This window comes from Methylobacterium sp. HMF5984 (assembly GCF_045033435.1).
Taxonomy (GTDB): Bacteria; Pseudomonadota; Alphaproteobacteria; order Rhizobiales; family Beijerinckiaceae; genus Methylobacterium.
In genome coordinates this window covers 3,526,538-3,549,743 of record NZ_JBJFLN010000001.1, presented here as the reverse complement: position 1 = coordinate 3,549,743, position 23,206 = coordinate 3,526,538, and the positions used below count along the sequence as shown (strand labels likewise).

The 23,206-nt window shown below is 72.6% G+C and carries 23 protein-coding genes; 14 read left to right on the top strand and 9 right to left on the bottom strand.

Annotated features, from left to right (window positions below):
- The first annotated feature begins 13 nt into the window (after nucleotides 1-13).
- From ACFZ8E_RS17170 to ACFZ8E_RS17150, 5 genes are all read left to right on the top strand, one after another.
- The gene (locus ACFZ8E_RS17170; RefSeq protein ID WP_405043322.1) at nucleotides 14-979 is read left to right on the top strand and encodes a transglycosylase SLT domain-containing protein; all 966 of its coding nucleotides are present in this window, start codon (nucleotides 14-16) and stop codon (nucleotides 977-979) included.
- 311 nt (nucleotides 980-1,290) lie between these two features.
- Nucleotides 1,291-2,196: a helix-turn-helix transcriptional regulator gene (locus ACFZ8E_RS17165; RefSeq protein ID WP_281406289.1), complete on the top strand. Its 906-nt coding sequence runs from the start codon at nucleotides 1,291-1,293 to the stop codon at nucleotides 2,194-2,196.
- 206 nt (nucleotides 2,197-2,402) lie between these two features.
- Entirely contained in the window at nucleotides 2,403-3,260 is an 858-nt protein-coding gene (cysE, locus tag ACFZ8E_RS17160; protein WP_147728555.1) for a serine O-acetyltransferase, read from the top strand.
- A 132-nt stretch (nucleotides 3,261-3,392) separates the two neighbouring features.
- The gene (locus tag ACFZ8E_RS17155) at nucleotides 3,393-3,608 is read left to right on the top strand and encodes a DUF3126 family protein (RefSeq protein ID WP_147728559.1); all 216 of its coding nucleotides are present in this window, start codon (nucleotides 3,393-3,395) and stop codon (nucleotides 3,606-3,608) included.
- Nucleotides 3,609-3,716: 108 nt separating this feature from the next.
- Nucleotides 3,717-4,046 carry a DUF6949 family protein gene (locus ACFZ8E_RS17150; protein ID WP_147842284.1) on the top strand — a complete coding sequence of 110 codons (330 nt, stop codon included), beginning with the start codon at nucleotides 3,717-3,719 and terminating at the stop codon, nucleotides 4,044-4,046.
- A 9-nt stretch (nucleotides 4,047-4,055) separates the two neighbouring features.
- Here ACFZ8E_RS17150 and ACFZ8E_RS17145 read toward each other — a convergent pair whose 3' ends face one another.
- Nucleotides 4,056-4,745, bottom strand: a complete 690-nt coding sequence (locus ACFZ8E_RS17145) for a transglutaminase-like cysteine peptidase (RefSeq protein WP_147842283.1) — start codon at nucleotides 4,743-4,745, stop codon at nucleotides 4,056-4,058.
- A 306-nt stretch (nucleotides 4,746-5,051) separates the two neighbouring features.
- Between ACFZ8E_RS17145 and ACFZ8E_RS17140 the strand changes: the two genes are divergently transcribed.
- Nucleotides 5,052-5,396, top strand: a complete 345-nt coding sequence (locus ACFZ8E_RS17140) for a hypothetical protein (RefSeq protein WP_243932331.1) — start codon at nucleotides 5,052-5,054, stop codon at nucleotides 5,394-5,396.
- Nucleotides 5,397-5,399: 3 nt separating this feature from the next.
- Here the strand turns inward: ACFZ8E_RS17140 and ACFZ8E_RS17135 are convergent, their stop codons facing one another.
- The 3 genes from ACFZ8E_RS17135 to ACFZ8E_RS17125 form a co-directional block, all read right to left on the bottom strand.
- Nucleotides 5,400-6,047, bottom strand: coding sequence for a transglutaminase-like cysteine peptidase (locus ACFZ8E_RS17135; protein WP_405043321.1), 648 nt, complete (start codon nucleotides 6,045-6,047; stop codon nucleotides 5,400-5,402).
- A gap of 402 nt (nucleotides 6,048-6,449) precedes the next feature.
- The gene (locus tag ACFZ8E_RS17130; protein ID WP_147728270.1) at nucleotides 6,450-7,076 is read right to left on the bottom strand and encodes a PilZ domain-containing protein; all 627 of its coding nucleotides are present in this window, start codon (nucleotides 7,074-7,076) and stop codon (nucleotides 6,450-6,452) included.
- Between the two features lie 91 nt (nucleotides 7,077-7,167).
- Nucleotides 7,168-7,818, bottom strand: coding sequence for a PAS domain-containing protein (locus ACFZ8E_RS17125; protein ID WP_147728269.1), 651 nt, complete (start codon nucleotides 7,816-7,818; stop codon nucleotides 7,168-7,170).
- A 470-nt stretch (nucleotides 7,819-8,288) separates the two neighbouring features.
- Here ACFZ8E_RS17125 and ACFZ8E_RS17120 point away from each other — a divergent pair, with 470 nt between their 5' ends.
- Together ACFZ8E_RS17120 and ACFZ8E_RS17115 are read left to right on the top strand one after the other, a co-directional pair.
- Nucleotides 8,289-9,110 carry a rhomboid family intramembrane serine protease gene (locus ACFZ8E_RS17120; RefSeq protein ID WP_147728268.1) on the top strand — a complete coding sequence of 274 codons (822 nt, stop codon included), beginning with the start codon at nucleotides 8,289-8,291 and terminating at the stop codon, nucleotides 9,108-9,110.
- Between the two features lie 230 nt (nucleotides 9,111-9,340).
- Nucleotides 9,341-9,772, top strand: coding sequence for a CBS domain-containing protein (locus ACFZ8E_RS17115; RefSeq protein ID WP_147728267.1), 432 nt, complete (start codon nucleotides 9,341-9,343; stop codon nucleotides 9,770-9,772).
- An 18-nt stretch (nucleotides 9,773-9,790) separates the two neighbouring features.
- Here ACFZ8E_RS17115 and ACFZ8E_RS17110 read toward each other — a convergent pair whose 3' ends face one another.
- The 4 genes from ACFZ8E_RS17110 to folE all read right to left on the bottom strand — a co-directional run bounded on the left by ACFZ8E_RS17110 (nucleotide 9,791) and on the right by folE (nucleotide 13,736).
- The gene (locus ACFZ8E_RS17110) at nucleotides 9,791-11,362 is read right to left on the bottom strand and encodes an alkaline phosphatase D family protein (RefSeq protein WP_405043320.1); all 1,572 of its coding nucleotides are present in this window, start codon (nucleotides 11,360-11,362) and stop codon (nucleotides 9,791-9,793) included.
- An 87-nt stretch (nucleotides 11,363-11,449) separates the two neighbouring features.
- Nucleotides 11,450-12,442, bottom strand: coding sequence for a patatin-like phospholipase family protein (locus tag ACFZ8E_RS17105; protein ID WP_243945679.1), 993 nt, complete (start codon nucleotides 12,440-12,442; stop codon nucleotides 11,450-11,452).
- Nucleotides 12,439-12,849, bottom strand: a complete 411-nt coding sequence (gene hisI / locus ACFZ8E_RS17100) for a phosphoribosyl-AMP cyclohydrolase (protein WP_405043319.1) — start codon at nucleotides 12,847-12,849, stop codon at nucleotides 12,439-12,441. The genes ACFZ8E_RS17105 and hisI overlap by 4 nt, the downstream gene beginning before the upstream one ends.
- 32 nt (nucleotides 12,850-12,881) lie before the next feature.
- Nucleotides 12,882-13,736: a GTP cyclohydrolase I FolE gene (gene folE, locus ACFZ8E_RS17095; protein WP_147842278.1), complete on the bottom strand. Its 855-nt coding sequence runs from the start codon at nucleotides 13,734-13,736 to the stop codon at nucleotides 12,882-12,884.
- A gap of 258 nt (nucleotides 13,737-13,994) precedes the next feature.
- Between folE and ACFZ8E_RS17090 the strand changes: the two genes are divergently transcribed.
- From ACFZ8E_RS17090 to ACFZ8E_RS17065, 6 genes are all read left to right on the top strand, one after another.
- Entirely contained in the window at nucleotides 13,995-14,441 is a 447-nt protein-coding gene (locus ACFZ8E_RS17090; RefSeq protein ID WP_147842289.1) for an iron-sulfur cluster assembly scaffold protein, read from the top strand.
- Between the two features lie 4 nt (nucleotides 14,442-14,445).
- The gene (gene yidD / locus ACFZ8E_RS17085; protein WP_147728535.1) at nucleotides 14,446-14,802 is read left to right on the top strand and encodes a membrane protein insertion efficiency factor YidD; all 357 of its coding nucleotides are present in this window, start codon (nucleotides 14,446-14,448) and stop codon (nucleotides 14,800-14,802) included.
- Nucleotides 14,803-14,946: 144 nt separating this feature from the next.
- Entirely contained in the window at nucleotides 14,947-15,948 is a 1,002-nt protein-coding gene (locus tag ACFZ8E_RS17080; protein ID WP_405043318.1) for an AAA family ATPase, read from the top strand.
- 3 nt (nucleotides 15,949-15,951) lie between these two features.
- The gene (locus tag ACFZ8E_RS17075; protein ID WP_243936189.1) at nucleotides 15,952-16,866 is read left to right on the top strand and encodes a DUF58 domain-containing protein; all 915 of its coding nucleotides are present in this window, start codon (nucleotides 15,952-15,954) and stop codon (nucleotides 16,864-16,866) included.
- Nucleotides 16,867-16,875: 9 nt separating this feature from the next.
- Nucleotides 16,876-19,701, top strand: coding sequence for a DUF4159 domain-containing protein (locus ACFZ8E_RS17070; RefSeq protein ID WP_405043317.1), 2,826 nt, complete (start codon nucleotides 16,876-16,878; stop codon nucleotides 19,699-19,701).
- A gap of 205 nt (nucleotides 19,702-19,906) precedes the next feature.
- Complete coding sequence (locus ACFZ8E_RS17065) at nucleotides 19,907-21,988, top strand: hypothetical protein (protein ID WP_405043316.1); 2,082 nt, start codon at nucleotides 19,907-19,909, stop codon at nucleotides 21,986-21,988.
- 227 nt (nucleotides 21,989-22,215) lie between these two features.
- Here ACFZ8E_RS17065 and ACFZ8E_RS17060 read toward each other — a convergent pair whose 3' ends face one another.
- Entirely contained in the window at nucleotides 22,216-23,100 is an 885-nt protein-coding gene (locus ACFZ8E_RS17060) for an alpha/beta fold hydrolase (protein WP_405043315.1), read from the bottom strand.
- Nucleotides 23,101-23,206 lie beyond the last annotated feature (106 nt).

The window sequence follows — 23,206 nt, the reverse complement described above, 5'->3', positions numbered from 1 at the left end:
CCGGGTCTTCAGGATGCATCGACGCCTTCTCCTCGCCGCAGCTCTGGCCGTCGTGACCGTCCCGGCCATCGCGCAGGGAGCCCGCGACAACATCGATGCGCTGATCGAGCAGCACGCGAAGGCGAACGGCGTCCCGGCGAGCTTCGTCCACGCGGTGGTGAAGCGCGAGAGCAACTACAACCCGAAGGCCAAGGGCGGCAGCGCGCTCGGGCTGATGCAGATCAAGGCCGCCACCGCGCGCAGCCTCGGCTACCAGGGCGACGCCGCCGGCCTCCTCGACCCGGCGACGAACCTCAAATACGGCGTCGCCTACCTCGCCGGCGCCTACCGCACGGCGCAGGGCAACATCACGCAGGCCTACGGCTACTACAATCGCGGGTACTATTACGCGGCCAAGCGCCAGGGCATCTCCACCGAGGTCGCCTCCGTGGTCGCCCCGGTCGCCGCCTCGGCGAGCGCGGTCGCGAGCCTGTTCACCGGCGCCCCCCCGGCCGACCCCAACCTCGCCGCCGCCAACGTCGCCCTGGCCTATGCGCCGACCGCGGCCGCAGCACCGGCCGAGACCGTCGCGGTGCCGCTGCCGCCCCGTCGCCCCGCGGCCTTCGGCGCCGGCGACTCGGTGGAGATGGCGAGCCTGCGCCCGACGCAGGATCCGGCGGCCGATCAGCCCCAGGCCGATTCGGCCGGCGCGGCCCCGACCGTCTCGGTGCCGCTGCCGCCGCGCCGGCCCGATGCCTTCGGCGCCCCGGTCCAGGTGGCCAGCGCCGACCTTTCCAACCTGACCCTCGCCGCGACGCCGGCAGCGCCGACGCCGGTTGCCGCCACGTCGGTCGATCCGGCGGCGGACACGGTGGCGGTGCCGCTGCCGCCGCGCCGGCCTTCGGCCGAGCGTCTCGCCGCCGTCGTACGGCCCGCGGCGCCCCGCAGGACACCCGCCGGGGAGCCCGTCCTCGAAGCCACCGCACTCACCACCGAGTGAGAGAACCGGGCATATCGCGCGGGAAAACCGCACCCGTTGTCCCTACAACGATCGCCGCGCCGGGTTGACCGCGGGACCGCAGCGCAACACATACGGGGCGTCGGACGAGAGGACCGGTGAGGCGGACGTGTTTTGCGTCGCAGCATCGCAACCGCTCGAATTCCTTGAGACGAACAATCATGCACCGAGGGCAGGGGTGCGCCGGACGTCTCGCGAGAGATCGGGCGTGACCGCGTCATGGCCGCCCTCACGCGAGGTTCGCGGCGCATGACTTGCGTCGGGATGGCCGAGAGGCCGGTCTCGCGCTTGGGATCAATCGGAAAGCGGACGACGCCATGGCCGGCGCGGTGGAACAAGAATCACTCTTCCTGAACGACCTCGGTCGTCGGGTCCGCCATGCGCGCACGGTTCGCGGGCTGTCGCGCAAGCTGCTGTCGCAGACGTCGGGTCTGTCCGAGCGCTACATCGCCCAGCTCGAGGGCGGGCAGGGCAACGTCTCGATCATCCTGCTGCGGCGCGTCGCCGACGCCATGGGCGTGCGCCTCGACGACCTGATCACCGGCAACGACGCGATTCCGGATTGGCCGGTGCTGCGCGACCTGCTGGGGCAGGCTTCGCCGGCGCAGATCGCGGCCGCCAAGGAAGCGCTCTCCGGCGGCCCGCGCGACGGCAGCATGCCGCGCCCCCGCGTGGCGGTGGTCGGCCTGCGCGGTGCCGGCAAGTCCACGCTCGGGCGGATGACCGCGGAACGCCTCGGCTGGCCGTTCATCGAGCTCAACGCTGAGATCGAGCGCGAGAACGCGCTCTCGGTCCAGGAGATCTTCGCGATCTACGGGCAGGAAGGCTATCGCCGGCTCGAGCAGGCGGCGCTGCGGCGCCTGACCGAGCATCCCGGCCCGCTGGTGCTCGCGACCAGCGGCGGCATCGTCGCCGAGCCCCTGACCTACGACCTCCTGCTGCAGGCGTTCTTCACCGTCTGGCTCAAGGCGCGGCCGGAGGAGCACATGCAGCGGGTCCGCGACCAGGGGCACCTCGCCATGACCGGCGACCACGCCTCGGCGATGCTGGAGCTGCGGGCGGTGCTCGCCAGCCGCGAGCCGCTCTACGCCCGCGCCTCGGCGACGGTCGACACCTCCGACGTCCCCGTCGAGGTGATGGTCGATCGCCTGACGCAAACGATCGAGGCGCGCTTCCAGGCGCAGGCGGCGACCGCCTGAGGGTTGCAATGCCGTGCCCGGCGTCTCGCGCCGACCCTTGATCGTGGGCCGGCGTCACCCCAAGCTTTCGGCGTGCGTCGGGCGACGACCGGGCATCGCCGGTCCGCAACCGACCCGTGATCATCCGTGACCCGGCGCGACCCGGCCGGGGCGCCCCGGCGCCGACCGGCCATCGGGCTTCGTCCCGCGCCACCGAGGAGCATACCATGACTGGCAGTCACGCCCTCGGGCGTCCCGTCGCCGACGGGCTCGCCGGCACCGTCGATCCGGTCTGGTCGCGCCTGCGGGCCGAATCCGAGGCGGTGATCCGCGACGAGCCCCAGCTCGCGTCCTTCATCGTGGCGACGATCCTCAACCATACCAGCCTGGAGGGCGCGGTCTCGCACCGGGTCGCCGCAAGGCTCGGGCATCCGGCGCTGCCGTCCGAGCTCGTGGCACATGCCTTCCACGAGGCGATCCAGGCGGACCCGCGCATCGGCGAGGCGTTCCGGGCCGACATCGTCGCGGTGATGGATCGCGATCCCGCGACCAGCCGCGCGATCGAGCCGGTGCTGTACTTCAAGGGGTTCCACGCCATCCAGGCCCACCGGCTGGCGCACCACGTCTGGAACCAGGGCCGGCGCGACCTCGCCCTCTACCTCCAGAGCCGGTCGTCCGAGGTGTTCCAGTGCGACATCCATCCGGCGGCGCGGATCGGGCGGGGCGTGTTCCTCGACCACGCCACCGGCCTCGTCGTCGGCTCCACCGCGGTGATCGAGGACGACGTCTCGATCCTGCATGCGGTGACGCTGGGCGGCACCGGCAAGCAGGGCGCCGACCGCCATCCCAAGATCCGCCGCGGCGTGATGATCGGCGCCGGCGCCAAGATCCTCGGCAACATCGAGGTCGGGGAATGCGCCCGGGTCGCCGCCGGCTCGGTGGTCCTGCGTCCGGTTCCGGCCAACACCACGGTGGTCGGCGTGCCGGCCCGCGTCGTCGGCACCGCCGGCTGCGCCGAGCCCGCCCGCGCCATGGATCAGCTCGTCAGCATCGACCAGTTCATCCACATGGCCGAGGGGATCTGACGCGGGCGGGCCGCCGCGCTTGCTCCACCGCCGAGGGCGTGGCAAGCGGTGGCCCGGCCGCCGGGCGGGCCGCCGATCACGGCGCGCATCGCCGAAGACACCCTGCATGAAGAACCCGAAAGGCTCGACAGCGTGACCAAGCCCGAAGTCGCGAAGCTGCAGGACTACCTGCGCCGCAAATTCGCCAATGCCAGCATCCGCATCGTGGCACTGAAGAACGGCGATTCCGCCGAGGTCTACATCGGCGAGGAGTCGATCGGCGTAATCTCCGACGACAAGGAGGACGGCGACGATTCCTTCGTGTTCCGGATGGCGATCCTCGACATCGACCTCGAGGAAGAGGCCTGAGGCCGGCGTCTCGCCTGTGCACGAATTAACGCTAACCCGCACAAGTGCTTAACGCTTCGTAAACATCCGGGCTAGACTGCGCGCATCCTCGGATGGAGTGCGCGCGTCATGGTCCTCGCCCCCGCTGCCCTCGATACGATCCGGACGCTCTGCGTGGGCTTGGCCCTGTCAGGGTTGCTCGCGAGCGCGTTCGAGTTGTGCACGACGCGCCGCGCAAGCTTCAACCTGCTCGGGCTCGGCGGCGTCACCGCCGTCGCCGCGCTGCCGATGCTGGCCTTCGGCGCTCCGTTCATCATCCTGCGCAACACCCTGCGCGGGCGCCGGATCGAGGGGCGCCCGATCCCGTTCGTGATGCTGGCGACGATCATCGCCTGCGGCTGGGGGCTGCTCTCGGGCCGCGTCGCCCTCGACCTCGCGGCCCTCGTCGTCGGCGCCTGAGCCGGGCCGTCAGCGGTTGGCCGTCGCCACCGGCGACGCGCCGCCGTCGAGCGTCACCCACGCCCGCCCGTCCTGCCCCTCGCGCTTGATGTAGGCGTATCCGGTGTTGCGCCACGACAGGATCGTATTGGTCTTGTTGTCGAGGATGAAGTCGCCGCGGTCGGTGCGCACCATCAGCACCGCGTGGCCCTCGCCGATGTCGTCGATCACCACGGTCATCCGCAGGGCACGCCGGGGAAGCCCGCGCTCGATCAGCATCCGGCGCTTGAGCAGCTGGTAATCCTCGCAATCGCCGAACCCGTCATCCGGGAAGTCCCAACGGTCGACGACGCCCCAGTGCGCCTGGTCGGTGATCGGCCTGATCCGTGCGTTGACCCGGCGGTTCACGCTCGCCAGCGTCCGCCACAGGGCGGTGTTCATCGCGATGGTCGCCGGCTCGCGGGTGTCGACGTCGCATTCGGCCGGCATGCGTCGGCAGAACTCGGTCCAGGCCGCCACCGGCCGCGCCGCCGGCCCGGTCTCCACGGCGGTGGCCGCATCGGGCGGAAGGGCGGCGATGCGCGGCTGGGTGGAGGCGCCCCCGATCATCAGGATCGTTCCGGCGAAGCCCAGGGCCGCGGCGCGTCCCGTGCGCCGCACCGCATCGCGCCATCGGATGCCGCCGAGGGCACCTGCCGCCTGGACAACCGCGTGCCGCATGCTCGATGCTCCGCCCTGCCGAAGCGCCCAAGCTGGCACGCTCCGGTCGGCGGCTCAATCGAAAATTAAGGGCGGATTAACCACGGCGGCGGCGAAAGGTTCCGATCCCGCGCGGTGATGTAAGGGCGCCACCCGCACATGCGCCGTGGGTATGCGTGCCCTGCACGGTCGATCAGCCCTTGATTCCGGCGTGATTCGCGGCTTGAGACTGTGACACCGGCGTGACGGCGTGCCGGTGCCATGGGATCGGCATTCGAGGGTCCCAGCAAGACGCCGGCCAACGCGCCGCCAGGGATCATCGCAACCGTGTCGCAACCCCCCATCCATCTCATGATCCGGGCTCTCGCCGAGAACGGCGCCCCGGGGGCGATCGACATCGCCCAGCACGCGGTGGAGATGTTCCTCGCCGCCTCGCCCACCGACGCCGACCGCGCGCTCGCCGTCGACATCCTCCTGCGCGATCTGGCCAGCCTGCGCGGCGTCGCCCCCCACATCACCGCCTTCATCGGGCGGATCGAGATGCAGCTCGGCCGGATCCGCCGCGACGCCCTCAAGCGTCCGGCGCAGCGGCCCGTGCCGGCGGATGCCGAGATGACGGAAGAACCCGTCCCGTCCGAGGTCGAGGCCGAGCCGGCGCTCCAGGCCGCCTGAGCCTCAGCGGTTGGCGGTGGTGACCGGGGAGGTGACGCCGCCGAGGGAGACCCAGGCGACGGCGTCCTGGCTCTCGCGCTTGATGAAGGTGTAGCCGGTGCGGTGCCAGGGCAGGATCTGGCTGGTCTTGTTGTCGAGCACCAGGTCGCCGCGGTCGGTGATCAGGGTGAGCACGGCGTGGCCCTCGCCCTTCTCGTCGATGACCACGGTCATCCGCATGGCGCGGCGCGGCAGGCCTGCTTTCGCCAGCAGGCTGCGCTTGAGCAGCTGAAAGTCCTCGCAATCGCCCGAGCCGTCCTCGGCCAGGTCCCAGTGGTCGGGAACGCCGAGGTGGTCCATGTCGGTCACCGGCGTCACCGTAGCGTTGACCCGGCGGTTGACGGCCTGGATCGTGTTCCAGATCGCCGGGGTCATGGCGATGCGGGCGGGCTCGGCGGGGTCGACCGCGCACTCGGCCGGGTAGCCCTGGCAGAAGGCGACCCAGGCGAGGATCGGCTTGGCGGCGCCGACCGGCGCGGCGGCGATGGTGGGGGCGGGCAGCGAGGCCAGGGTCTGCGCCGCGACCGGGGCGACGGCGGGGGCGAGAAGCGCGAACAGCCCGAGGCCGAGCGCCCGGATCACCGTCCCCTTGCTGCTGAACACCCGGCCCATCGCCACAACCCTCCGTCGATGGAGGCAGGATGGGGCCGCTCGCCCTCCGCGGCGCTGAAGCCGATCCGCGCAATTTTATCGATTCCCCGGTGCGACCGGACCGGCTCGCAACAGCCCGAACCGGACGCTGTGGCGACGCCGCGGATTGTCGGCATCGCGTTGAGGATCGGGAAACCTTGTGCCGCCGGATCGCGACCGCCCGATGTCGCAGCCGCACGCCGATGGCGAATCGGAGCGAACGCCGCGGGCGTGAGTCGGCCCCTCGCAGCGCTGGCCGGTGTCGGGTCGGGTCGGTGGCGCGCCTGCGATGACGGCATCGCTCGGGATCGGCCGATCGCGCGACGCGACGCGCGTGCCGGTCGCCGGCGATGGCGGCTGTCCGAGGTCTCGGGCGCGCGGCGTCTACAGCGTCATGCCGTCGTGGAAGCGATCGGGGGAGAGCGGCAGCATGAACTGAACGCCGAACCCGCCCTCGAAGTAGCGCACGAGCTTCCCCGGCGTGCTGCCGATCGTGACGGTCGCGCCGAGCGGGGGAACGTTCAGGCTGGCCAGGGCCACGCCCGACATCGAGATGTCGATGACCCGCGCCTTGATCTCGCGCCCGCTCTCCAGACGCACGATCACCGCCGGCTGCTTGGGCACGACGCGCTCGTGGGTCCGGCCTTCCGGCAGGCCGAGGATCTCGCGGTTGGCGAGCCAGGTGAGCTGCGAGGCGATCTTGTCGCGCTTGCGCGGCGTCGCCGAAAGCTGCACGGCGAATCCCCCCGGCGGATGCCGGGCGATGACGCCCTCGATCCGGCCGATATGCTCGAGGTACAGCACCACGCGCTCGCCGAGCTCGCCCACGACCGCGCAGGTCAGGCGGACCCCGCCGGGCGACATGTCGACGGTCTGGCACGGGTATTCGCGGCGATCCGACAGCATGTAGCGACCGAGCAGCGCCACCGGCACGCGCTGGTGGCGGCGCAGATCGGAGGCCTGCGCGAGGCGCAACGTGGTCGTTCCCACTGGTGTCTGCGCCGTGTTCATTCCGAAGCCGGCTTGATCCGTTGGTGATCGGACTCAAAACCTAACGCGGTCTCGTTACGAAACCCTTTTTTTCGGATGACGCAATCTCAGGTCAGATTCGGCCGCCGCGGTGGACCAGGAGATGGCCGCGACGGAAGGGGCTGCCGTCGTTGGCCGGCGGGGGGAGGGCACCGAACGAGCCGGCCTCCGAGGCGAGGATCGCGAGGCCGGCATCGCCGTCGGCCGAATCACCCCGAAACAGCCCGGCCTCGGGCCGGTTCAGCACCCGGAGCGAGAGCGTGTCGAGGCGGACGAGCGGCCGCAGGCCGAGCCAGGCCGGCGGGCTCACCGGGCTCAGGGTGCCGAGCGCCCGCGCCTGGGTGCGCCCGCGGTGGCGCAGCGGCAGGAGCAGGAACTCGAGGTCGATCGCCTCGCCGGCGCTGTTGGTGCCGCGCAGCCCCGCGACGACGCCGAGCGCGTCGTGCGCCACGATCTCGACCATCCGCCAGGGGTCGGCGGGCGCCGTGCCCCAGAGATCGGACAGGTGCGAGGCGCGCAGCTCCCGCCCGAACAGGGCGCAGACCCGGGTGCCGGCGAGCCGGAGGGTCGCGGTCCGGTGCGGCATGTCGATCTCGAGGATTAGGCTGTCGGCCAACAGGTGGCGGATCTCTCCCGGCTCGATCTCGGCGCGCTCCGGCGCACAGCGCTGGCCGCGGATCCGATCCCAGTAGCTGTGGAGCATGCGGCTCGTCGGATGCTTCATGAGTGTCCCGGAACGATGCACGGCGGCGTGACGATGGGTGCCGCTTCGGAACACCTGCGATCAGGCGCGATGCATCCGGCGGCAGTTCGAGACCCACGGCGCACAGCCTATGCCCCCGGCCGCGGCCAAGCTCGCGCAACCCTTCGTTAAGGTTAAGAAGAGGTTGACGTTGCGTGACGCGCGCCGCCGCACGACAGTGATCACGACAGCGTGACGGCTCGGGTTCGCCCCGCGCCGGCCACGCCTCCGGGTCGCCTTTGCGAGGGGCACGGAGGGATCGGGCGCTCGGCGCCCCGCCGTCTCCTGGTCCGGACGGCGCCCGAACCCGATGCGGGCTCGGAGATCCTTCGCTTCAGGGAGGGGGTCCATCACCGGGCCGCCTCCCTTTTTTTGTTCGCCGACCGGCATTCCGGCCGCCGCCGTCGCCGCAGGCCCTTGCCCCGCGGGCCGCCGCGCCGACATGTGGCGCCATGGATGCCTCGCCCGATCTGCCGCGCCAGGGCCGCGTGCCCGTCTTCAACATGCCGGGCGTGGTCACCGTCTCGATCGGCCTCCTGCTCGCGATCCACGCGGTCCGCGAGATCCTGCTGCCGGACAGCTGGGACATCCGCCTGGTCCTCGACCTCGCGCTGGTGCCGTCCCGCTGGACGACGTGGCTCGACCCGGCCCAGGCCGACGCGGTGATGCGGGCGGCGAGCGAGGTCGGCGACGCCCAGTTCGCGGCCGCGCGCGAGGCCTTCGCCCGCTACGTGCTGACCGATCCCGGCCCGTACCTGTGGAGCTTCGCGACCTACGGCCTGCTGCACGGCTCTTGGATGCACGTGATCTTCAACACCGTCTGGCTCGCCGCCTTCGGCTCGCCGGTGGCGCGGCGCTGCGGTGCCTGGCGCTACGGCCTGATCGGGCTCGCTGGGACGGTCGCCGGCGGCGCGCTGCACGTGGCGATCGACCCGTTGAGCACCGCGCCGCTGATCGGCGCCTCGGCCGGCGTGTCGGCGCTGATGGCGGCCGCCGCCCGCTTCGTGTTCCAGCCGCCGCTGCCGGGCTACGGCACCCAGCCCTGGCAGCTGCCGCCCCGGCGGCCGGTCGAGACGGTGCCGGAACTCCTGCGCAACCGCACCGCGGTGACCTTCCTGGTGATCTGGATGGCGACGAACCTGCTGTTCGGCCTGATCAGCCTGCCGCTCGGCGCCGAGAGCGCCGCCGTCGCGTGGGACGCGCATCTGGGCGGCTTCGTCGTCGGCTTCCTGATGTTTCCGTTCGTCGATCCGCGGGAACCGGTCGCGCAATAGTCCGGGTGCGGGCGGGCACGACTGTTCCGCCGCCGGTCTCGGTCGGCGAGATCAGCATTGGCGTAGCGAACGGACCCCCGAGACGGTCGTGCCTGGCCTTGCCATGACGCGGCATCCGCCACACACTCGCGCGGAGCGCAGGCGCGATCCGGGATCAACCCGGGCACGTCGCGGTCGGCGCGCACCGTGGCTGACGGCGCGCGCGGCTTCACCTCCTGGGAGGGATCTTCATGACCATCGCACGCATCCTCGCCGAGAAGGGCGGGGACATCGTCACCATCACCCCCGAGCGGACCCTCGACGAGGCGATCCACCTGCTGGCCGAGAAGCGGATCGGCGCCCTCGTGGTCACCCACGGCGACGGGTCGGTCGCTGGCATTATCTCCGAGCGCGACATCATGCGGGCGCTGGCCAAGCTCGGCGGCGGCGCCTTCGATGCGCCGGTCTCCGCGCACATGACCGCCGAGGTCGTCACCTGCAAGCGCGCCACGACGGTGGAGGACGTGATGCAGCTGATGACCGACGGGCGCTTCCGCCACGTCCCGGTCTGCGAGGACGGCCGCCTGGTCGGCCTCATCTCCATCGGCGACGTGGTCAAGCGCCGGATCGCGGCGGTCGAGGCCGAGCATCAGGCGATGCGCGACTACATCACGATGGCCTGAGGCCGGATCGGGCCGCGCTCATCCCCGGGCGGGGTCGAGGGTGACGTGCCAGAGGTCGGCATCGGCCGCGTCCTTCAGCGTCACCGTCATCTGCTCCGTCCGCCCGTCGACGGCGACGTGGCCGAAGAACTGGTAGCCCGCCGCCGGCGACAGGTTCGCCTGTCCCTCCGGCGGCGCCTTCACGAAGCGCAGCTGCGGCCCGAACGTGTCGTCGAGCTTGTTCGGGCCGAACGTGCCCGCGTGCAGCGGGCCGGAGACGAACTCCCAGAACGGCTCGAACTCCTGGAAGCGGGCCTTGTTCGGATCGTAATGGTGCGCCGCCGTGTAGTGCACGTCGGCCGTGAGCCACACCGTGTTGCGGATGTTCGCCGTCTTGATGAACCGCAGCAGGTCGGCGATCTCGAGCTCGCGCCCGAGCGGCGGCCCGTCGCCCTGCGCCACCGCCTCCGACCCGAAGCTCCGCTCGGGATCGTAGGTGACGACGAGCCCCAGCGGCATGTCGGTGGCGATCACCTTCCAGGTGGCGCGCGACTCCGCCAGCGCCCGCTTGAGCCAGGCGAGCTGCACCGGCCCGAGGAAGTACGCGTCCGGACCGTAGCGGGTCTCGCGGTTCTCGCCGTTCGGCCCGCGATACGAGCGCATGTCGAGCATGAACACGTCGACGAGGGGGCCGTAGGCGATCTTGCGGTAGACGCGGCCTGGCTCGGCCGGCTCGAAGCGCATCGGCATGTATTTGTGGAAGGCGCGGGACGCCCGCACCTCGAGGGCCCGCACGTTCGGGTCGGCGTACTTCTTCCTGAGGTGCTCGGCGCGGGTCAGCGGCTCGCCGGGCCACCAGTTGTTGGTGACCTCGTGGTCGTCCCACTGCGCCAGGATCGGCACGGCCGCGTTCATCGCCAGCACGTTCGCGTCCGTCAGGTTGTACTTGTAGCGGCCGCGGAACTCGGCGAGCGTCTCGGCCGGCTTCGCCACCGCCTCGGTGACGCGGTTGCGCCAGAGGGTGCCGTCCGGCAGCATCACCTCGGCTGCGATCGGCCCGTCTGCGTAGATCGTGTCGCCAGAATGCAGGAAGAAGTCCGGGCGGTTGCCCAACATCGCTTTGTAGATCGTCATGCCGCCGCGGGCCTCGTCGATGCCCCAGCCCTGGCCCGCCGTGTCGCCGGACCAGCAGAACGAGACCGAGCGACGGTCGGCCGGCGCAGTGCGGAAACGGCCGACCTGGGCCGGCCCGCGGATCGTCGGGGCGGCCAGGTCTTCCAGACGGATCCGGTAGAGGATGTCCTGTCCCGGCGGCAGATCGGTGAGCGCGACCTTCACGGTGCCGTCGGTTTCCGGCAGCGCGTCGGCGACGGTGCCGCCGCGGATCTCGGAAAAGCTCTCGGTGGTGGACCATTCGACGATCGCGCGGCACGGCCGGTCGGCACGCGCCCAGACGATCGCGGAGTCGGAGCCGACGTCGCCCGATTGCAGCCCGTGGGTGAGGATCGGCCGGTCGGCGGCGCGGCTGAGGCCCGGCCTGGCGAGGCCGGAGGCGAGCCCGACGAGCCCGGCCCCGCCGGTCAGCAGGAGTTGGCGGCGGCTGGACACCATCGGGTCGGCTCCTCGCGGCGGGCGGGCACTGTGCCGATCCCCGACGTGAGGCCGCATCGCAGGCCGACACGACAGTCGCGTAGCGTATCAGGCCCGCGCGGCCGCGGCCTGTACCATCGCCCGGATGCGGGGCAGGGCGGCCCGCGTCGCCGCATGGCCGGCGGCGATCCCCTCGGCCGCCCGGTGGAACTCGAACTGGCCCATGGCGGCGAGATCGGGCCCGATCGCGCAATCGGGCGGGTCCCGCTCGAGGCGCGCGCGGGAGATGCGGTCCTGCGTGATGTTGAACGCATCGAACATCACCCGGCCGATGCCGGGCCCGGACGGCGCGACCCGGCGGTTGCGCAGGCCGGCGAGCAGGTTCCAGCGGCGTGCGCCGACGGCGGTGACGACCTGCTCGACCGGATCGACCGCCTCGGGCTCGATCACGCCGCCCCGCAGCCGCGGATCGCAGGCGAGGTTCACGCCGATGACGAGGTCGGCGCCCATCGCGCGGGCCAACGTCACCGGCACCGGGTTGACCAGCGTCCCGTCCATCAGCAGGCGCCCGTCGCGCTCCACCGGCGCGAACAGCCCGGGCAGGGCGTAGGAGGCGCGCAAGGCTTCGATCAGCGACCCGCGGGTGAGCCAGACCTCATGCCCGGTGCCGAGCTCGGTGGCGACCGAGGCGAAACCCACGGGCAGGTCGTCGACGAGGCGGTCGCCGAGGTCGCGCACCAGCCGCCGGCGCAGGCGGTCGCCGCCGATCAGGCCGGAGCCCGACAGGCGCGGGTCGAGAAGGCCGAGCACCCGGCGGCGGGTGAGGGAGAGCGCGAACTCGGCCAGCGCGTCGAGCTTGCCCGCCGCGAAGCAGCCGCCGACCACGGCGCCGATCGAGCAGCCGGCGACGACCGCCGGATGGATGCCGGCCTCGTCGAGGGCGCGGATTACGCCGATATGCGCCCAGCCCCGCGCCGCACCGCCGCCGAGCGCCAGCCCGATCCGCGGTTCCCAGGGCGCCGCGTCACGGGTCGGCTCGACGGTTCCGGGGGCGATCGCGGCGGGTGTGGCGTGCCGCAGCAGGGCGTGCGCGCCGCTCATGCGCCGGCGGGATGCAGAACCGCGCGGCCGTCGGGATCGAGGGTGACGCCGCGGTAGAAGCACGCCCGGCGCCCGGTGTGGCAGCAGCCGCCGTCGCCGCCGACCGCGACGGTGATCAGCAGCGCGTCCTGGTCGCAATCGGTGCGCATCTCGACGACGCGCTGGATCTGCCCCGAGGTCGCGCCCTTGTGCCAGAGCTCGCGGCGCGAGCGCGACCAGTACCAGGCCTCGCCGGTCTCCAGCGTGCGCTGCAGGGATTCGGCGTTCATGTGCGCCAGCATCAGCACGCGGCCGTCCTGCGCGTCGACGGCGATGCAGGCCATGAGCCCGTCGCGGTCGAAGCGCGGGGTGAAGGCCGTGCCTTCCTCGACCTCGGCACGGCTACCGGGCGGATCGAACGGGACCATGGACGACCATCTCCGCGCGGAGCGCCTGAACCTTACGCCTTCCCGCCGCGGACCAGCGTCAGGAACCGCACCTGCTCGCTGGCATCCTCGCGGAAGGCGCCGCGGAACTGGGTGGTGATGGTCGAGACGCCGGCCTTCTGCACGCCGCGCATCGCCATGCAGAGATGCTCGGCCTCGACCAGGACGGCGACGCCGCGGGGCTTGAGGATGCTCTCGATCACGTCGGCGATCTGCGCTGTCATCGTCTCCTGCGTCTGCAGGCGGCGGGCGAAGGTGTCGACGACGCGGGCGAGCTTCGACAGGCCGACGACGCCCTTGGTCGGATAGTAGGCGATGTGCGCCAGCCCCATGAACGGCACCATGTGGTGCTCGCAATGGGAGTAGAACGGGATGTCGCGCACCAGCACGATGTCGGAATAGCCCTCGACCTCCTCGAACACCCGCTCGAGCAGGGCGTCGGCGTCGACGTCGTAGCCGCCGAAGAGCTGGCCGTAGGCCTTGACCACGCGGGCCGGGGTGTCGAGCAGCCCCTCGCGGTTCGGGTCGTCGCCGGCCCAGCGCAGGAGCGTGCGCACGGCGGCCTCGGCCTCCTCGCGGCTCGGGCGCGCCAGCGCGATGCCCTCGGGCACGCGCGTCGCGGATGCGGGCTTTCTGGCAATGTCCTTCGTGGCGTCCTCCGCAACCTCCAGCGCGGCCGTCTCGGCACGGCGCTCGGCGAGGCTCGCCACCACGCGATCGTTGTCGTTGCGCATGACGCTCAAGCTCGGCTCGGCCTCGGGAACGGGCCGGCTGGCGCCGTAGGACAGGGATTTGAGCGCGGCATCCATGGCATCTCCAGCCCGCGCCACACGGGCCTTCATCGTGGTACTGTCCGGCTTGGCATACATGCGGTCGAACCGTCTCGGAGCCCGGAAGGCTCCGGGCCGGCGCCCCGGTTGTTACGGTGTCCGTGGCCGTGGGCGCGACCCTGGTCGACGAGCCGCCTCCTCGCGAAACGGCGTCACGCGGCCTATATCGTCGTTCTTGCACGATCGCGCAATGCACGGCGCGCGGGGCAGGCCCGGACCGTCCGGGGACGAAGCGCGGCGATCGCACGGATCGATCGCGCGACGATCGAAACCGAGGACAAGGATCGGCAGGCGCCCATGCTCGACGACATCTACAACCGGCGCATCCTCGAACTCGCCGCCGACATCCCGCGGCTCGGCCGGCTTCCCGCGCCGGACGCCAGCGCGACGGCGCATTCGAGGCTCTGCGGCTCGACGGTGACCGTCGACCTCGTGCTCGGCCCCGACGGGACGGTGGCCGATTTCGCCCACGACGTGAAGGCCTGCGCGCTCGGCCAGGCCTCGTCCTCGCTGATGGGGCGGCACGTGGTCGGCTCCAGCCCCGGCGAGCTCCGGGCGGTGCGCGAGACCATGCGCGCGATGCTGAAGGCGAACGGCCCGGCTCCGGAAGGCCGGTGGGCCGACCTCTCCGTGCTGGAGCCGGTGCGCGAGTTCAAGGCGCGCCACGCCTCGACTCTGCTGACCTTCGACGCGGTGGTGGACGCCCTCGACCGGATCGAGGCCGGCAAGCAAGCCGCCGCCTGACGCGATGCTGCGGCGGGCCGCCCACGTCGCGATCCGCGGCTACCAGCTCACGCTGTCGGGCCTCGTCGGCCGTCAGTGCCGGCACTGGCCGAGCTGCTCGGACTACGCCGACGCGGCGATCGCCCGGCACGGGCTCTGGCCCGGCGCCTGGATGGGGTTTTCGCGGATCTGCCGCTGCGGGCCCTTCGGCACCCACGGCATCGACCTCGTGCCCGACGCGTTGCCTCCGCGGGCGCGCTGGTTCCTGCCCTGGCGCTACGCGCGCTGGCGCGGGGTGAACGCGCCGGAAAACCCGTTTTCCTGCGATGCGGTCGAGGCCTCGGACGGACTGGCCCGGGTGGCGGCACCAGACCGCGGCTGAAGCGCCGCGGGCCGCGCCCGGCGAACCTGCGGCGATGCCGGCCTTGCCAGCCGGTCACGAACCGCCGCACACTCCGAGCCCAGAACGACGCCAGCGTCGCCCCCGGCCGCAAGGCCCGACAATCGAGACGGAAACCCCATCGGCATGAGTCAGGGCTCGTCCGCCACCTCCCTCGACGACGGCATCGTCGCCACCGCCGAAAGCTGCCTCGCTTCCGTGGGCCAAGCGCGGGAGGCGATCCACGGGGTGATCTTCGGGCAGGAGAAGGTCGTCGACCTCGCCCTCGTCACGATCCTGGCCGGCGGCCACGGCCTCCTCGTCGGGCTGCCGGGCCTGGCCAAGACCAAGCTCGTCGAGACGCTGGGCACGGTGCTCGGCCTCGACGCCCGCCGGGTGCAGTTCACGCCCGACCTGATGCCGTCCGACATCCTCGGCACCGAGATCCTGGACGAGGATGCCGACCGGCGCAGGTCGTTCCGCTTCGTCAAGGGCCCGGTCTTCACCCAGCTCCTGATGGCCGACGAGATCAACCGGGCGAGCCCGCGCACGCAGTCGGCGCTGCTGCAGGCGATGCAGGAGAACTTCGTCTCGGTGGCCGGCGAGCGCTACGACCTGCCGCGGCCGTTCCACGTGCTGGCCACCCAGAACCCGATCGAGCAGGAGGGCACCTATCCGCTGCCCGAGGCGCAGCTCGACCGGTTCCTCCTGGAGATCGACGTCGGCTATCCCGACCGCGCCGCCGAGCGCCGCATCCTGATCGAGACGACCGGCATCGCCGACCAGGGCGCCAAGGCGGTGATGTCGACCGACGCGCTGCTGACCGCGCAGCGCCTCGTGCGCCGCCTGCCGGTTGGCGAGGCGGTGGTCGACGCGATCCTCGACCTCGTCCGCTCGGCCCGCCCCGACAGCGGCGATCCGCTGGTGAAGGGCAAGCTGATGTGGGGGCCGGGCCCCCGCGCCAGCCAGGCCCTGACCCTGGCGGCGCGTGCCCGCGCGCTGATCGAGGGCCGCGTCGCCCCCTCGATCGCCGACGTGAAGGCTTTGGCCGAGCCGGTCCTGAAGCACCGCATGGCGCTGAGCTACGCCGCGCGCGCCGACGGCGATACCGTCGAGGGGCTGATCGCCAAGCTCGCCGAGAAGCTCTAGCGCGTGGCGGCCGCCCGCGCCCTCGAAGCGATCCCGCGCGTCCCGGGCCGGCGGGAGAACGAGGGCGCGGTGGCGCTCTCCGACCGCATGCCGCGGCTCGTGCTGGAAGCCCGCCGCGTCTCGTCGATGCTGGCGCACGGGCTGCACGGCCGTCGCCGCGCCGGGCCCGGCGAGAGCTTCTGGCAGTTCCGGCCCTTCGTGAACGGCGAGGCGGCGGCGCGGATCGACTGGCGCCGCTCGGCCCGCGACGACCGGCTCTACGTGCGCGAGCGCGAGTGGGAGGCCGCCCACAACATCTGGATCTGGATCGACCGCTCCGCCTCGATGGGCTTCGCGTCCGATCTCGCGCAGGCCGCGAAGGTCGAGCGCGCGCTCGTCCTCGGGCTGGCGCTCGCCGACGCCTTCGTCGACGGCGGCGAGCGGGTCGGGCTGCTGGGCCTCACCCGCGCGACCGCATCGCGGAAGATCGTGGAGGCGATGGCGCAGGCGCTCGTCGCGGACGTGCCCGGCCTGACCCAGGACCTTCCGCCCCGCGCGGCCCCCGCCCGCTTCGACGAGGTGATCCTGATCAGCGACTTCCTCACCCCCCTCGACCGCGTCGCCGCGGCCGTCCAGGAAATCGCCGGCCGCGGCAGCCGCGGCCACCTCGTCGTCGTCGCCGACCCGATCGAGGAGACGTTTCCGTTCGCGGGACAAGCGGTGCTGCACGACCTCGAATCCGGGTTCTCGCTCGACGTCGGCGACGCCGCCGCCTGGGGCGACGCCTATCGCGGGCGCATCCGGGCGCACAGGGCCGGCCTGTCCGAGATCGCCCGCGGCATCGGCTGGACGCTGACCCTGCACCGCACCGACCGCCCCGCGAGCGAGGCGGCGCTTCGCCTCGCGACCCTGGTCGCCGCCGCCCGCGGCACGGGCTAGGAGGGCGTCGTGCTCGGATTGACCTTCGCCGCCCCCTTCGCGCTCGCCGCGCTGATCGGCCTGCCCGCCCTGTGGCTGCTGCTGCGGGTGACGCCGCCGCGCCCCCGCCGGATCGATTTCCCGCCGCTCAAGCTCGTCGCCGACTTGGCTGCGCAGCGCCAGACGCCGGCGCGGACGCCGCCCTGGCTGCTGATCCTGCGCGTGCTCGCCGCCGCCGCCCTGATCCTCGCCGTCTCCGGCCCGGTCTGGAACCCGAGCGGCGTCGGCGCCGGCGGCGGACGCAAGGCGCTGCTGGTGATAGTCGACAACGGCGTCTCCGCCGCCCACGACTGGCGCGACCGGATGCGGGTCGCGACCGATGCCGTCGAGGGCGCCGCCCGCGACGGCCGCCCCGTCGCCGTGGTCGGGCTGGCGGACGCAGCCGCCGCGATCGAGGCGCGGACGCCCGCGGCCAGCCTGGAACGGCTGCGCGCGCTGGCGCCGCGCCCGCACCTGGCCGACCGGGACGCGCATCTCCAGGTCCTGGCCGGCTTCCTCGAGCGCAATGCCGGCGCGGGCATCGTCTGGATCAGCGACGGCGTCGCCGGCATCGAGCCCGCCGGCTTCCCCGGCCGTCTCGCCGAGCTCGTCGCGTCGTCGGGCGCCGCCCTGACGATTCTGCGCGCCGAGACGCCGCCGGCCCTGGCGCTGACCGCGTCCGAGACCGGGGGCAAGCTCACGGCCCGGGTGCTGCGCGCCGCCGCCAACGGCCGCGACGCCGGCCTGGTGCGGGCGCTCGACCCGAAGGGCCTGCCGCTCGCCGAGCACGACTTCGCCCTCGCACCCGACGCCACCGACACCGAAATCGCCTTCGACATGCCGATCGAGCTGCGCAACGGCGTCAGCCGCATCGAGATCGCGGGCGAGCGCTCGGCCGGCGCCGTCACGCTGGTGGACGAGCGCGGCAAGCGCCGCCGCGTCGGCCTCGTCTTCGGCGGCACCAACGACCAGGCGCAGCCGCTGCTGGCGCCGACCTACTATCTCTCCCGCGCGCTGCAGCCCTTCGCCGACGTTCAGGAGGCGCGCGGCGCCAAGGGCATCGCCGACCAGGTCGGGCAGCTGCTCGACAACCAGGTGACGGTGCTGGTGCTCGCAGACGTCGGCGCCATGGACGACCGCACCGCGGCCCGCGTGCAGACGTTCGTCGAGAATGGCGGCCTCCTGCTGCGCTTCGCCGGTCCGCGGCTCGCCGCCGGCAGCGATCCGCTGGTGCCGGTGCGCCTGCGCCGCGGCGGGCGGACGCTCGGCGGCACCCTCTCGTGGGACAGCCCGAAGACGCTGGCGCCGTTCGCGCCCGAGAGCCCGTTCGCGGGCCTGGCGCCGCCTGCCGACATCGGCGTGCGCCGCCAGATCCTGGCCGAGCCTGACGGCGACCTGCCCGGCCGCACCTGGGCCTCGTTGCAGGACGGAACGCCGATCGTCACCGCCGAGCATCGCGAGCAGGGGCTCGTGGTGCTGTTCCACGTCACCGCCGACACGACGTGGTCGAACCTGCCGCTGTCGGGCCTGTTCATCGACATGCTGCGCCGGGTGGTGGCGCTGGCAGGTTCCTCGGCCGCCCCCGCCGAGGGCGGCCCGCGCCCAGCCGCGGCGATCCTCGCCCCGCGGCTGGCGCTCGACGGCTTCGGCGCGCTCGGCACCCCGCCGGCCTCGGCCACCGCGGTGCCGGCCGACTACGCCGACCGCGCCTCGCCGGAGCACCCCCCGGGCTTCTACGGTCCCGCCGACGGCGGCACCGCGGTGAACGCCCTGCGGACCGAAGACCGCCTCAGGGCGCTCGACCTCGCGCCGCTGAACGGCGCCCGCACCGGGACGCTCGCCGGCGCCGAGACCCTGGACCTGCGCCCGAGCCTGTTCACGCTGGCGCTGCTGCTTCTGGTGCTCGACACGCTGGCCGGGCTCTGGCTCGGCGGTTTCCTCAACCGCGGCTCAGGCGGACTGGTCGGCCGCCTGCGCGGCCGCGCGGCGATGCTCGCGATGGCGGGCGTGCTCATGCTCGGCGGCCTCGGCGCGCCGCCGGCGCGGGCGGAGGAGCCGCCGGCGAACCGCCCGAACGGCATCGAGTCGGCGCTGGTCACGCGGCTCGCCTACGTGGTCACAGGCGACGCGGCGGTCGACGAGGCGAGCCGGGCCGGTCTCACCGGCCTGACTCAGATGCTGGCCTCGCGGACCGCCCTGGAGCCGGGAGAGCCCGCCGGCCTCGACCCGGCCAAGGACGAGCTGGCGTTCTATCCGCTGATCTACTGGCCGATCGCGCCGGGCCGGCCCCAGCCCTCGGAAGCGACGATCCGGCGGGTCGATGCGTTCATGCGCAACGGCGGCACCGTCCTGTTCGACACCCGAGACGCGCTGACGGCGCGGGCCGGTGGGCCACCGACGCCGGAGGCCGCCTACCTGCGCAAGATGCTGGCGACGCTGGAGATCCCGGAGCTTGAGCCGGTGCCGTCCGACCACGTGCTGACGAAGGCGTTCTACCTCGTCGACAGCTTTCCCGGGCGCTATGCCACCGGCCAGACCTGGGTCGAGGCGCTGCCGCCGGCCGCCGAGGGCACCGAGCGCCGCCCGGCGCGGGCCGGGGACGGCGTCAGCCCGATCGTCATCACCGGCAACGACCTCGCCGCCGCCTGGGCGATCGACCGCCGCGGCGACCCGCTCTACCCGGTGGTCGGCGGCGACCAGCGCCAGCGCGAGATGGCGTTCCGCGGCGGCGTCAACATCGTGATGTACACGCTGACCGGCAACTACAAGGCGGACCAGGTCCACGTGCCGGCCCTACTGGAGCGGCTGGGACAGTGAGATCTCTTCGCGTTCAGGCCAGCTCTTCTCCCTCCCCCCTCGGCGGGGGAGGGTACCCTGCGGAGCAGGGGGGGAGAGGGGAGCGACGGTGCCGGATCGGGCGCTTCCCTCTCCCGACCCTCGCTGACGCAAGGCCCACCCGCCCCCGCAGAGGGGGGAGGGAGCATGCGCGGTGCGCGCGCCCAGGACACAAGGCTCTCACCCCATGCTGAGCCTCAGCTTCACGCCGCTGCTGCCCTGGCCGGTGCTCGCGGTGCTCGCCGTCGTCGTGATGCTGTTCGCGGTCCTCGCCTTCCTGGCGCGCGGCCGCACGGCGATCCTACGGGCGCTGGCGCTCGGCCTGGTGCTCGCGGCTTTGGCCAACCCCGCGCTGGTGCGCGAGGATCGCGAGCCGGTGAAGGACATCGCCGCGGTGATCGTCGACCGGTCCGGGTCGCAGGCGCTCGGCGATCGGCCGGCGGTGACCGACCATGTCCGGGCCGAGCTGCAGCGACGCTTCGGCGCGCTGGCCAACATCGAGCCGCGCTTCATCGACGTGCCGGACGCCGCCGGCGACGACGGGACCAAGCTGTTCACCGCGCTCGGGCAGGCGCTCGCCGACGTGCCGCCGGAGCGGCTGGCCGGCGTCGTCATGCTCACCGACGGCGTGGTCCACGACATCCCGACCTCGCTCGCCGCGCTCGGCATCAAGGCGCCGCTGCACGTGCTCGTCACCGGCCACCCGGACGAGCGCGACCGGCAGATCAAGCTGCTGGAGGCGCCGCGCTTCGGCATCGTCGGCAAGGACCTGACGATCCGGGCCGAGGTGATGGAGCGCGGCGGCACCGGCTCGGCCGTCGTCGCCCTGCGCCGCGACGGCGAGGAGATCGGGCGGCGCACCGTGCCGACGGACAAGCCCTTCGACCTCACCGTCAAGATCGAGCACGGCGGCCCGAACGTCGTCGAGATCGAGGTCGAGCCGCTGCCGGGCGAGCTGACCACGGTCAACAACCGCGCCGTGCTGCCGATCGAGGGGATCCGCGAGAAGCTGCGCGTGCTGCTGGTCTCCGGCGAGCCGCACCAGGGCGAGCGCACCTGGCGCAACCTGCTGAAGTCCGACGCCAACGTCGACCTGGTGCACTTCACCATCCTGCGCCCGCCGGAGAAGCAGGACGGCACGCCGATCTCCGAGCTGTCACTGATCGCCTTTCCGACGCGCGAGCTGTTCGTCCAGAAGATCAAGGACTTCGACCTGATCATCTTCGATCGCTACGCCAACCAGAGCGTGCTGCCCTCGGCCTACTTCGACAACATCACCCGCTACGTCCGGGAGGGCGGCGCGCTGCTGATCGCGGCGGGCCCGGAATTCGCCGGCCCGGCGAGCCTCGCGCGCACCCGGCTCGCCGGCATCCTGCCGGGCGACCCGAACGGGCGGGTCGTCGAGCAGCCCTACAAGCCGACGGCGACGGCCACCGGCAACCGTCATCCGGTGACGCGGGCGCTGCCCGGGGGCGACGCCACGCCGCCGGCCTGGGGCGACTGGCTCCGCATCGTCGCGGCGCAGCCGCGGGCCGGCAACCAGCCGCTGCTGTCGGGTGCCGAGAACCTACCGCTGCTCGCGCTCTCCCGCGAGGAGAAGGGCCGCGTCGCCTTGATGCTGTCCGATCACGCCTGGCTCTGGGCGCGCGGCTACCAGGACGGCGGCCCCTATCTCGACCTGCTGCGCCGCCTCGCGCACTGGCTGATGAAGGAGCCGGCGCTCGAGGAGGAAGCGCTGCGCGCGCAGATGACCGGGCGCGGCCGCGAGGTCCGCGTCGAGCGCCAGACCATGGCGGAGGCGACCGATCCGGTCACCGTCACGAGCCCGACCGGCAAGGTGAGCACTCTGACCCTGAAGCCCTCGGAGCCGGGACTGTTCGGCGCGACCTTCGAGGCGGCCGAGCTCGGCCTGCACACCCTGCGCTCGGGCACGCTGGCCGCCTTCGTCAGCGTCGGCCCGCCGAACCCGCGCGAGCTCGCCGACGTGTTCAGCGATACCGAGCGCCTGAAGCCGGTGGCCGACGCCTCCGGCGGCTCGATCCGCCGGGTGGCGGACGCGTCGGGGGCCGTCGCGGTGCCCCGCCTCCAGAGCGCGCGCGGCGGCCGCCTCTCCGGCGCCGACTGGATCGGCTTCCGCCCGAGCGACAGCGCGGTGATCCGCGGCGTCGAGGTGTATCCCCTGGCGCTCGGGCTGGCAGCCTTGGCGCTGCTGGCCGCGGCCGTGCTGGCGATGTGGCTGGTGGAAGGCCGGCGCGGGCGGGCGGCGTAGGCGACGAGTTCTCGCGTCGATATCGAAGCATCAGCGCGTTTCCCTCCCCCCTCTGCGGGGGAGGGTGGGCCTCGCGTCAGCGAGGGTCGGGAGAGGGGAGCCACGTTTCCGAACGTCGCGCTGCCCCTCTCCCGACCCGCTTCGCGGGCCACCCTCCCCCGCAGAGGGGGGAGGGAAGAGGCGGTGGCTTCACTCCTGCTCGCGCCGAAGATCACCTCAGCAGCCGCTCAGCCGCGCAGATCCGAAAAGAACCGCGCGATCTCGGCCGCTGCCGCGTCGGGCTTCTCCCGATGCGGAAAGTGCGCCGCGCCGGGGAACGGCGCGAGGTCGAGGTCGGTGAAGTAGTCCGACAGGCGGTCGGTCCAGGCGTAGGGGAAGAGCGGCGAGGAATCGCCCCAGCGGATGCAGGTCGGGACCGCGATGGGCTTCGGCGCGGGCGCCTCGCCGCGGATCATCGCGAGCCGCCCTTCGTTCTGGGTGAGATACCAGTCGAACCCGCCCTGCAGGTTGCCGGGCGCGAGGAAGTTGTCGACGAAGGCGTCGAGCACGTCGTCGAAGGCGTGCGGGTTCGGGCCGGACCAGTGCCGCAGGATGCCGCCGATATAGGTCCGGCAGGCCTCCCGCGACGAGCCGACGAGATCGGCCGCGTAGGGCATCAGGTGGAAGGACTGGTACCAGATCTCGCGCAGCTTCTCGGGCGCGCCGAGGCGCGGGCCTATGCCGCCGTAGGGGCAGTCGAAGAAGAACAGCTTCCGGAGCCGCTCCGGCGCCATGTGCCCGAGCCCCTGCGCGACGTAGGCGCCGACGTCGTGCGAGACCACGCCGACGCGGGCGACGCCGAGCGCATCGAGGAGGGCGAGGATGTCCTGCGTGTGGACCTTGACGCCGACCCCGTCGTTCGGCGCCGCATCGGGCTTCCCGGTCGCGCCGAAGCCGCGCAGGTCCGGCGCGATGCAGGTGAAGCGGTCCGACAGCCGCGCCATCACCGGCTCCCAGGTCAGCCAGAATTCCGGCCAGCCGTGAAGCAGCAGCAGCGGCGGGCCGCTGCCGAGCCTGGCAACGTGCATGTCGAGGCCATTCAGCGGGATGGTGTCGTGGCGGATGCTCGGCATCGGTGTTCCTGTCCTGATCGCCTCCAACGCGCCGGAGGCCGTCGGGTTGTCACCGGGCCGGCAGGGCGTGCGCGGACGCGCCGGGTTGGCGTGGCGGTGCGGTCCG

What these genes read in the sequence shown, in the direction of transcription:
- ACFZ8E_RS17110 (WP_405043320.1), bottom strand. Translation starts at nt 11,362, where the DNA reads ATGGTGTCCAGCCGCCGCCAACTCCTGCTGACCGGCGGGGCCGGGCTC.
- ACFZ8E_RS17145 (WP_147842283.1), bottom strand. Translation starts at nt 4,745, where the DNA reads ATGCGGCACGCGGTTGTCCAGGCGGCAGGTGCCCTCGGCGGCATCCGA.
- cysE (WP_147728555.1), top strand. Translation starts at nt 2,403, where the DNA reads ATGACTGGCAGTCACGCCCTCGGGCGTCCCGTCGCCGACGGGCTCGCC.
- ACFZ8E_RS17065 (WP_405043316.1), top strand. Translation starts at nt 19,907, where the DNA reads ATGCTGAGCCTCAGCTTCACGCCGCTGCTGCCCTGGCCGGTGCTCGCG.
- ACFZ8E_RS17130 (WP_147728270.1), bottom strand. Translation starts at nt 7,076, where the DNA reads ATGAACACGGCGCAGACACCAGTGGGAACGACCACGTTGCGCCTCGCG.
- ACFZ8E_RS17080 (WP_405043318.1), top strand. Translation starts at nt 14,947, where the DNA reads ATGAGTCAGGGCTCGTCCGCCACCTCCCTCGACGACGGCATCGTCGCC.
- ACFZ8E_RS17125 (WP_147728269.1), bottom strand. Translation starts at nt 7,818, where the DNA reads ATGAAGCATCCGACGAGCCGCATGCTCCACAGCTACTGGGATCGGATC.
- folE (WP_147842278.1), bottom strand. Translation starts at nt 13,736, where the DNA reads ATGTATGCCAAGCCGGACAGTACCACGATGAAGGCCCGTGTGGCGCGG.
- ACFZ8E_RS17120 (WP_147728268.1), top strand. Translation starts at nt 8,289, where the DNA reads ATGGATGCCTCGCCCGATCTGCCGCGCCAGGGCCGCGTGCCCGTCTTC.
- yidD (WP_147728535.1), top strand. Translation starts at nt 14,446, where the DNA reads ATGCTGCGGCGGGCCGCCCACGTCGCGATCCGCGGCTACCAGCTCACG.
- ACFZ8E_RS17170 (WP_405043322.1), top strand. Translation starts at nt 14, where the DNA reads ATGCATCGACGCCTTCTCCTCGCCGCAGCTCTGGCCGTCGTGACCGTC.
- ACFZ8E_RS17135 (WP_405043321.1), bottom strand. Translation starts at nt 6,047, where the DNA reads ATGGGCCGGGTGTTCAGCAGCAAGGGGACGGTGATCCGGGCGCTCGGC.
- ACFZ8E_RS17150 (WP_147842284.1), top strand. Translation starts at nt 3,717, where the DNA reads ATGGTCCTCGCCCCCGCTGCCCTCGATACGATCCGGACGCTCTGCGTG.
- ACFZ8E_RS17060 (WP_405043315.1), bottom strand. Translation starts at nt 23,100, where the DNA reads ATGCCGAGCATCCGCCACGACACCATCCCGCTGAATGGCCTCGACATG.
- ACFZ8E_RS17115 (WP_147728267.1), top strand. Translation starts at nt 9,341, where the DNA reads ATGACCATCGCACGCATCCTCGCCGAGAAGGGCGGGGACATCGTCACC.
- ACFZ8E_RS17105 (WP_243945679.1), bottom strand. Translation starts at nt 12,442, where the DNA reads ATGAGCGGCGCGCACGCCCTGCTGCGGCACGCCACACCCGCCGCGATC.
- hisI (WP_405043319.1), bottom strand. Translation starts at nt 12,849, where the DNA reads ATGGTCCCGTTCGATCCGCCCGGTAGCCGTGCCGAGGTCGAGGAAGGC.
- ACFZ8E_RS17090 (WP_147842289.1), top strand. Translation starts at nt 13,995, where the DNA reads ATGCTCGACGACATCTACAACCGGCGCATCCTCGAACTCGCCGCCGAC.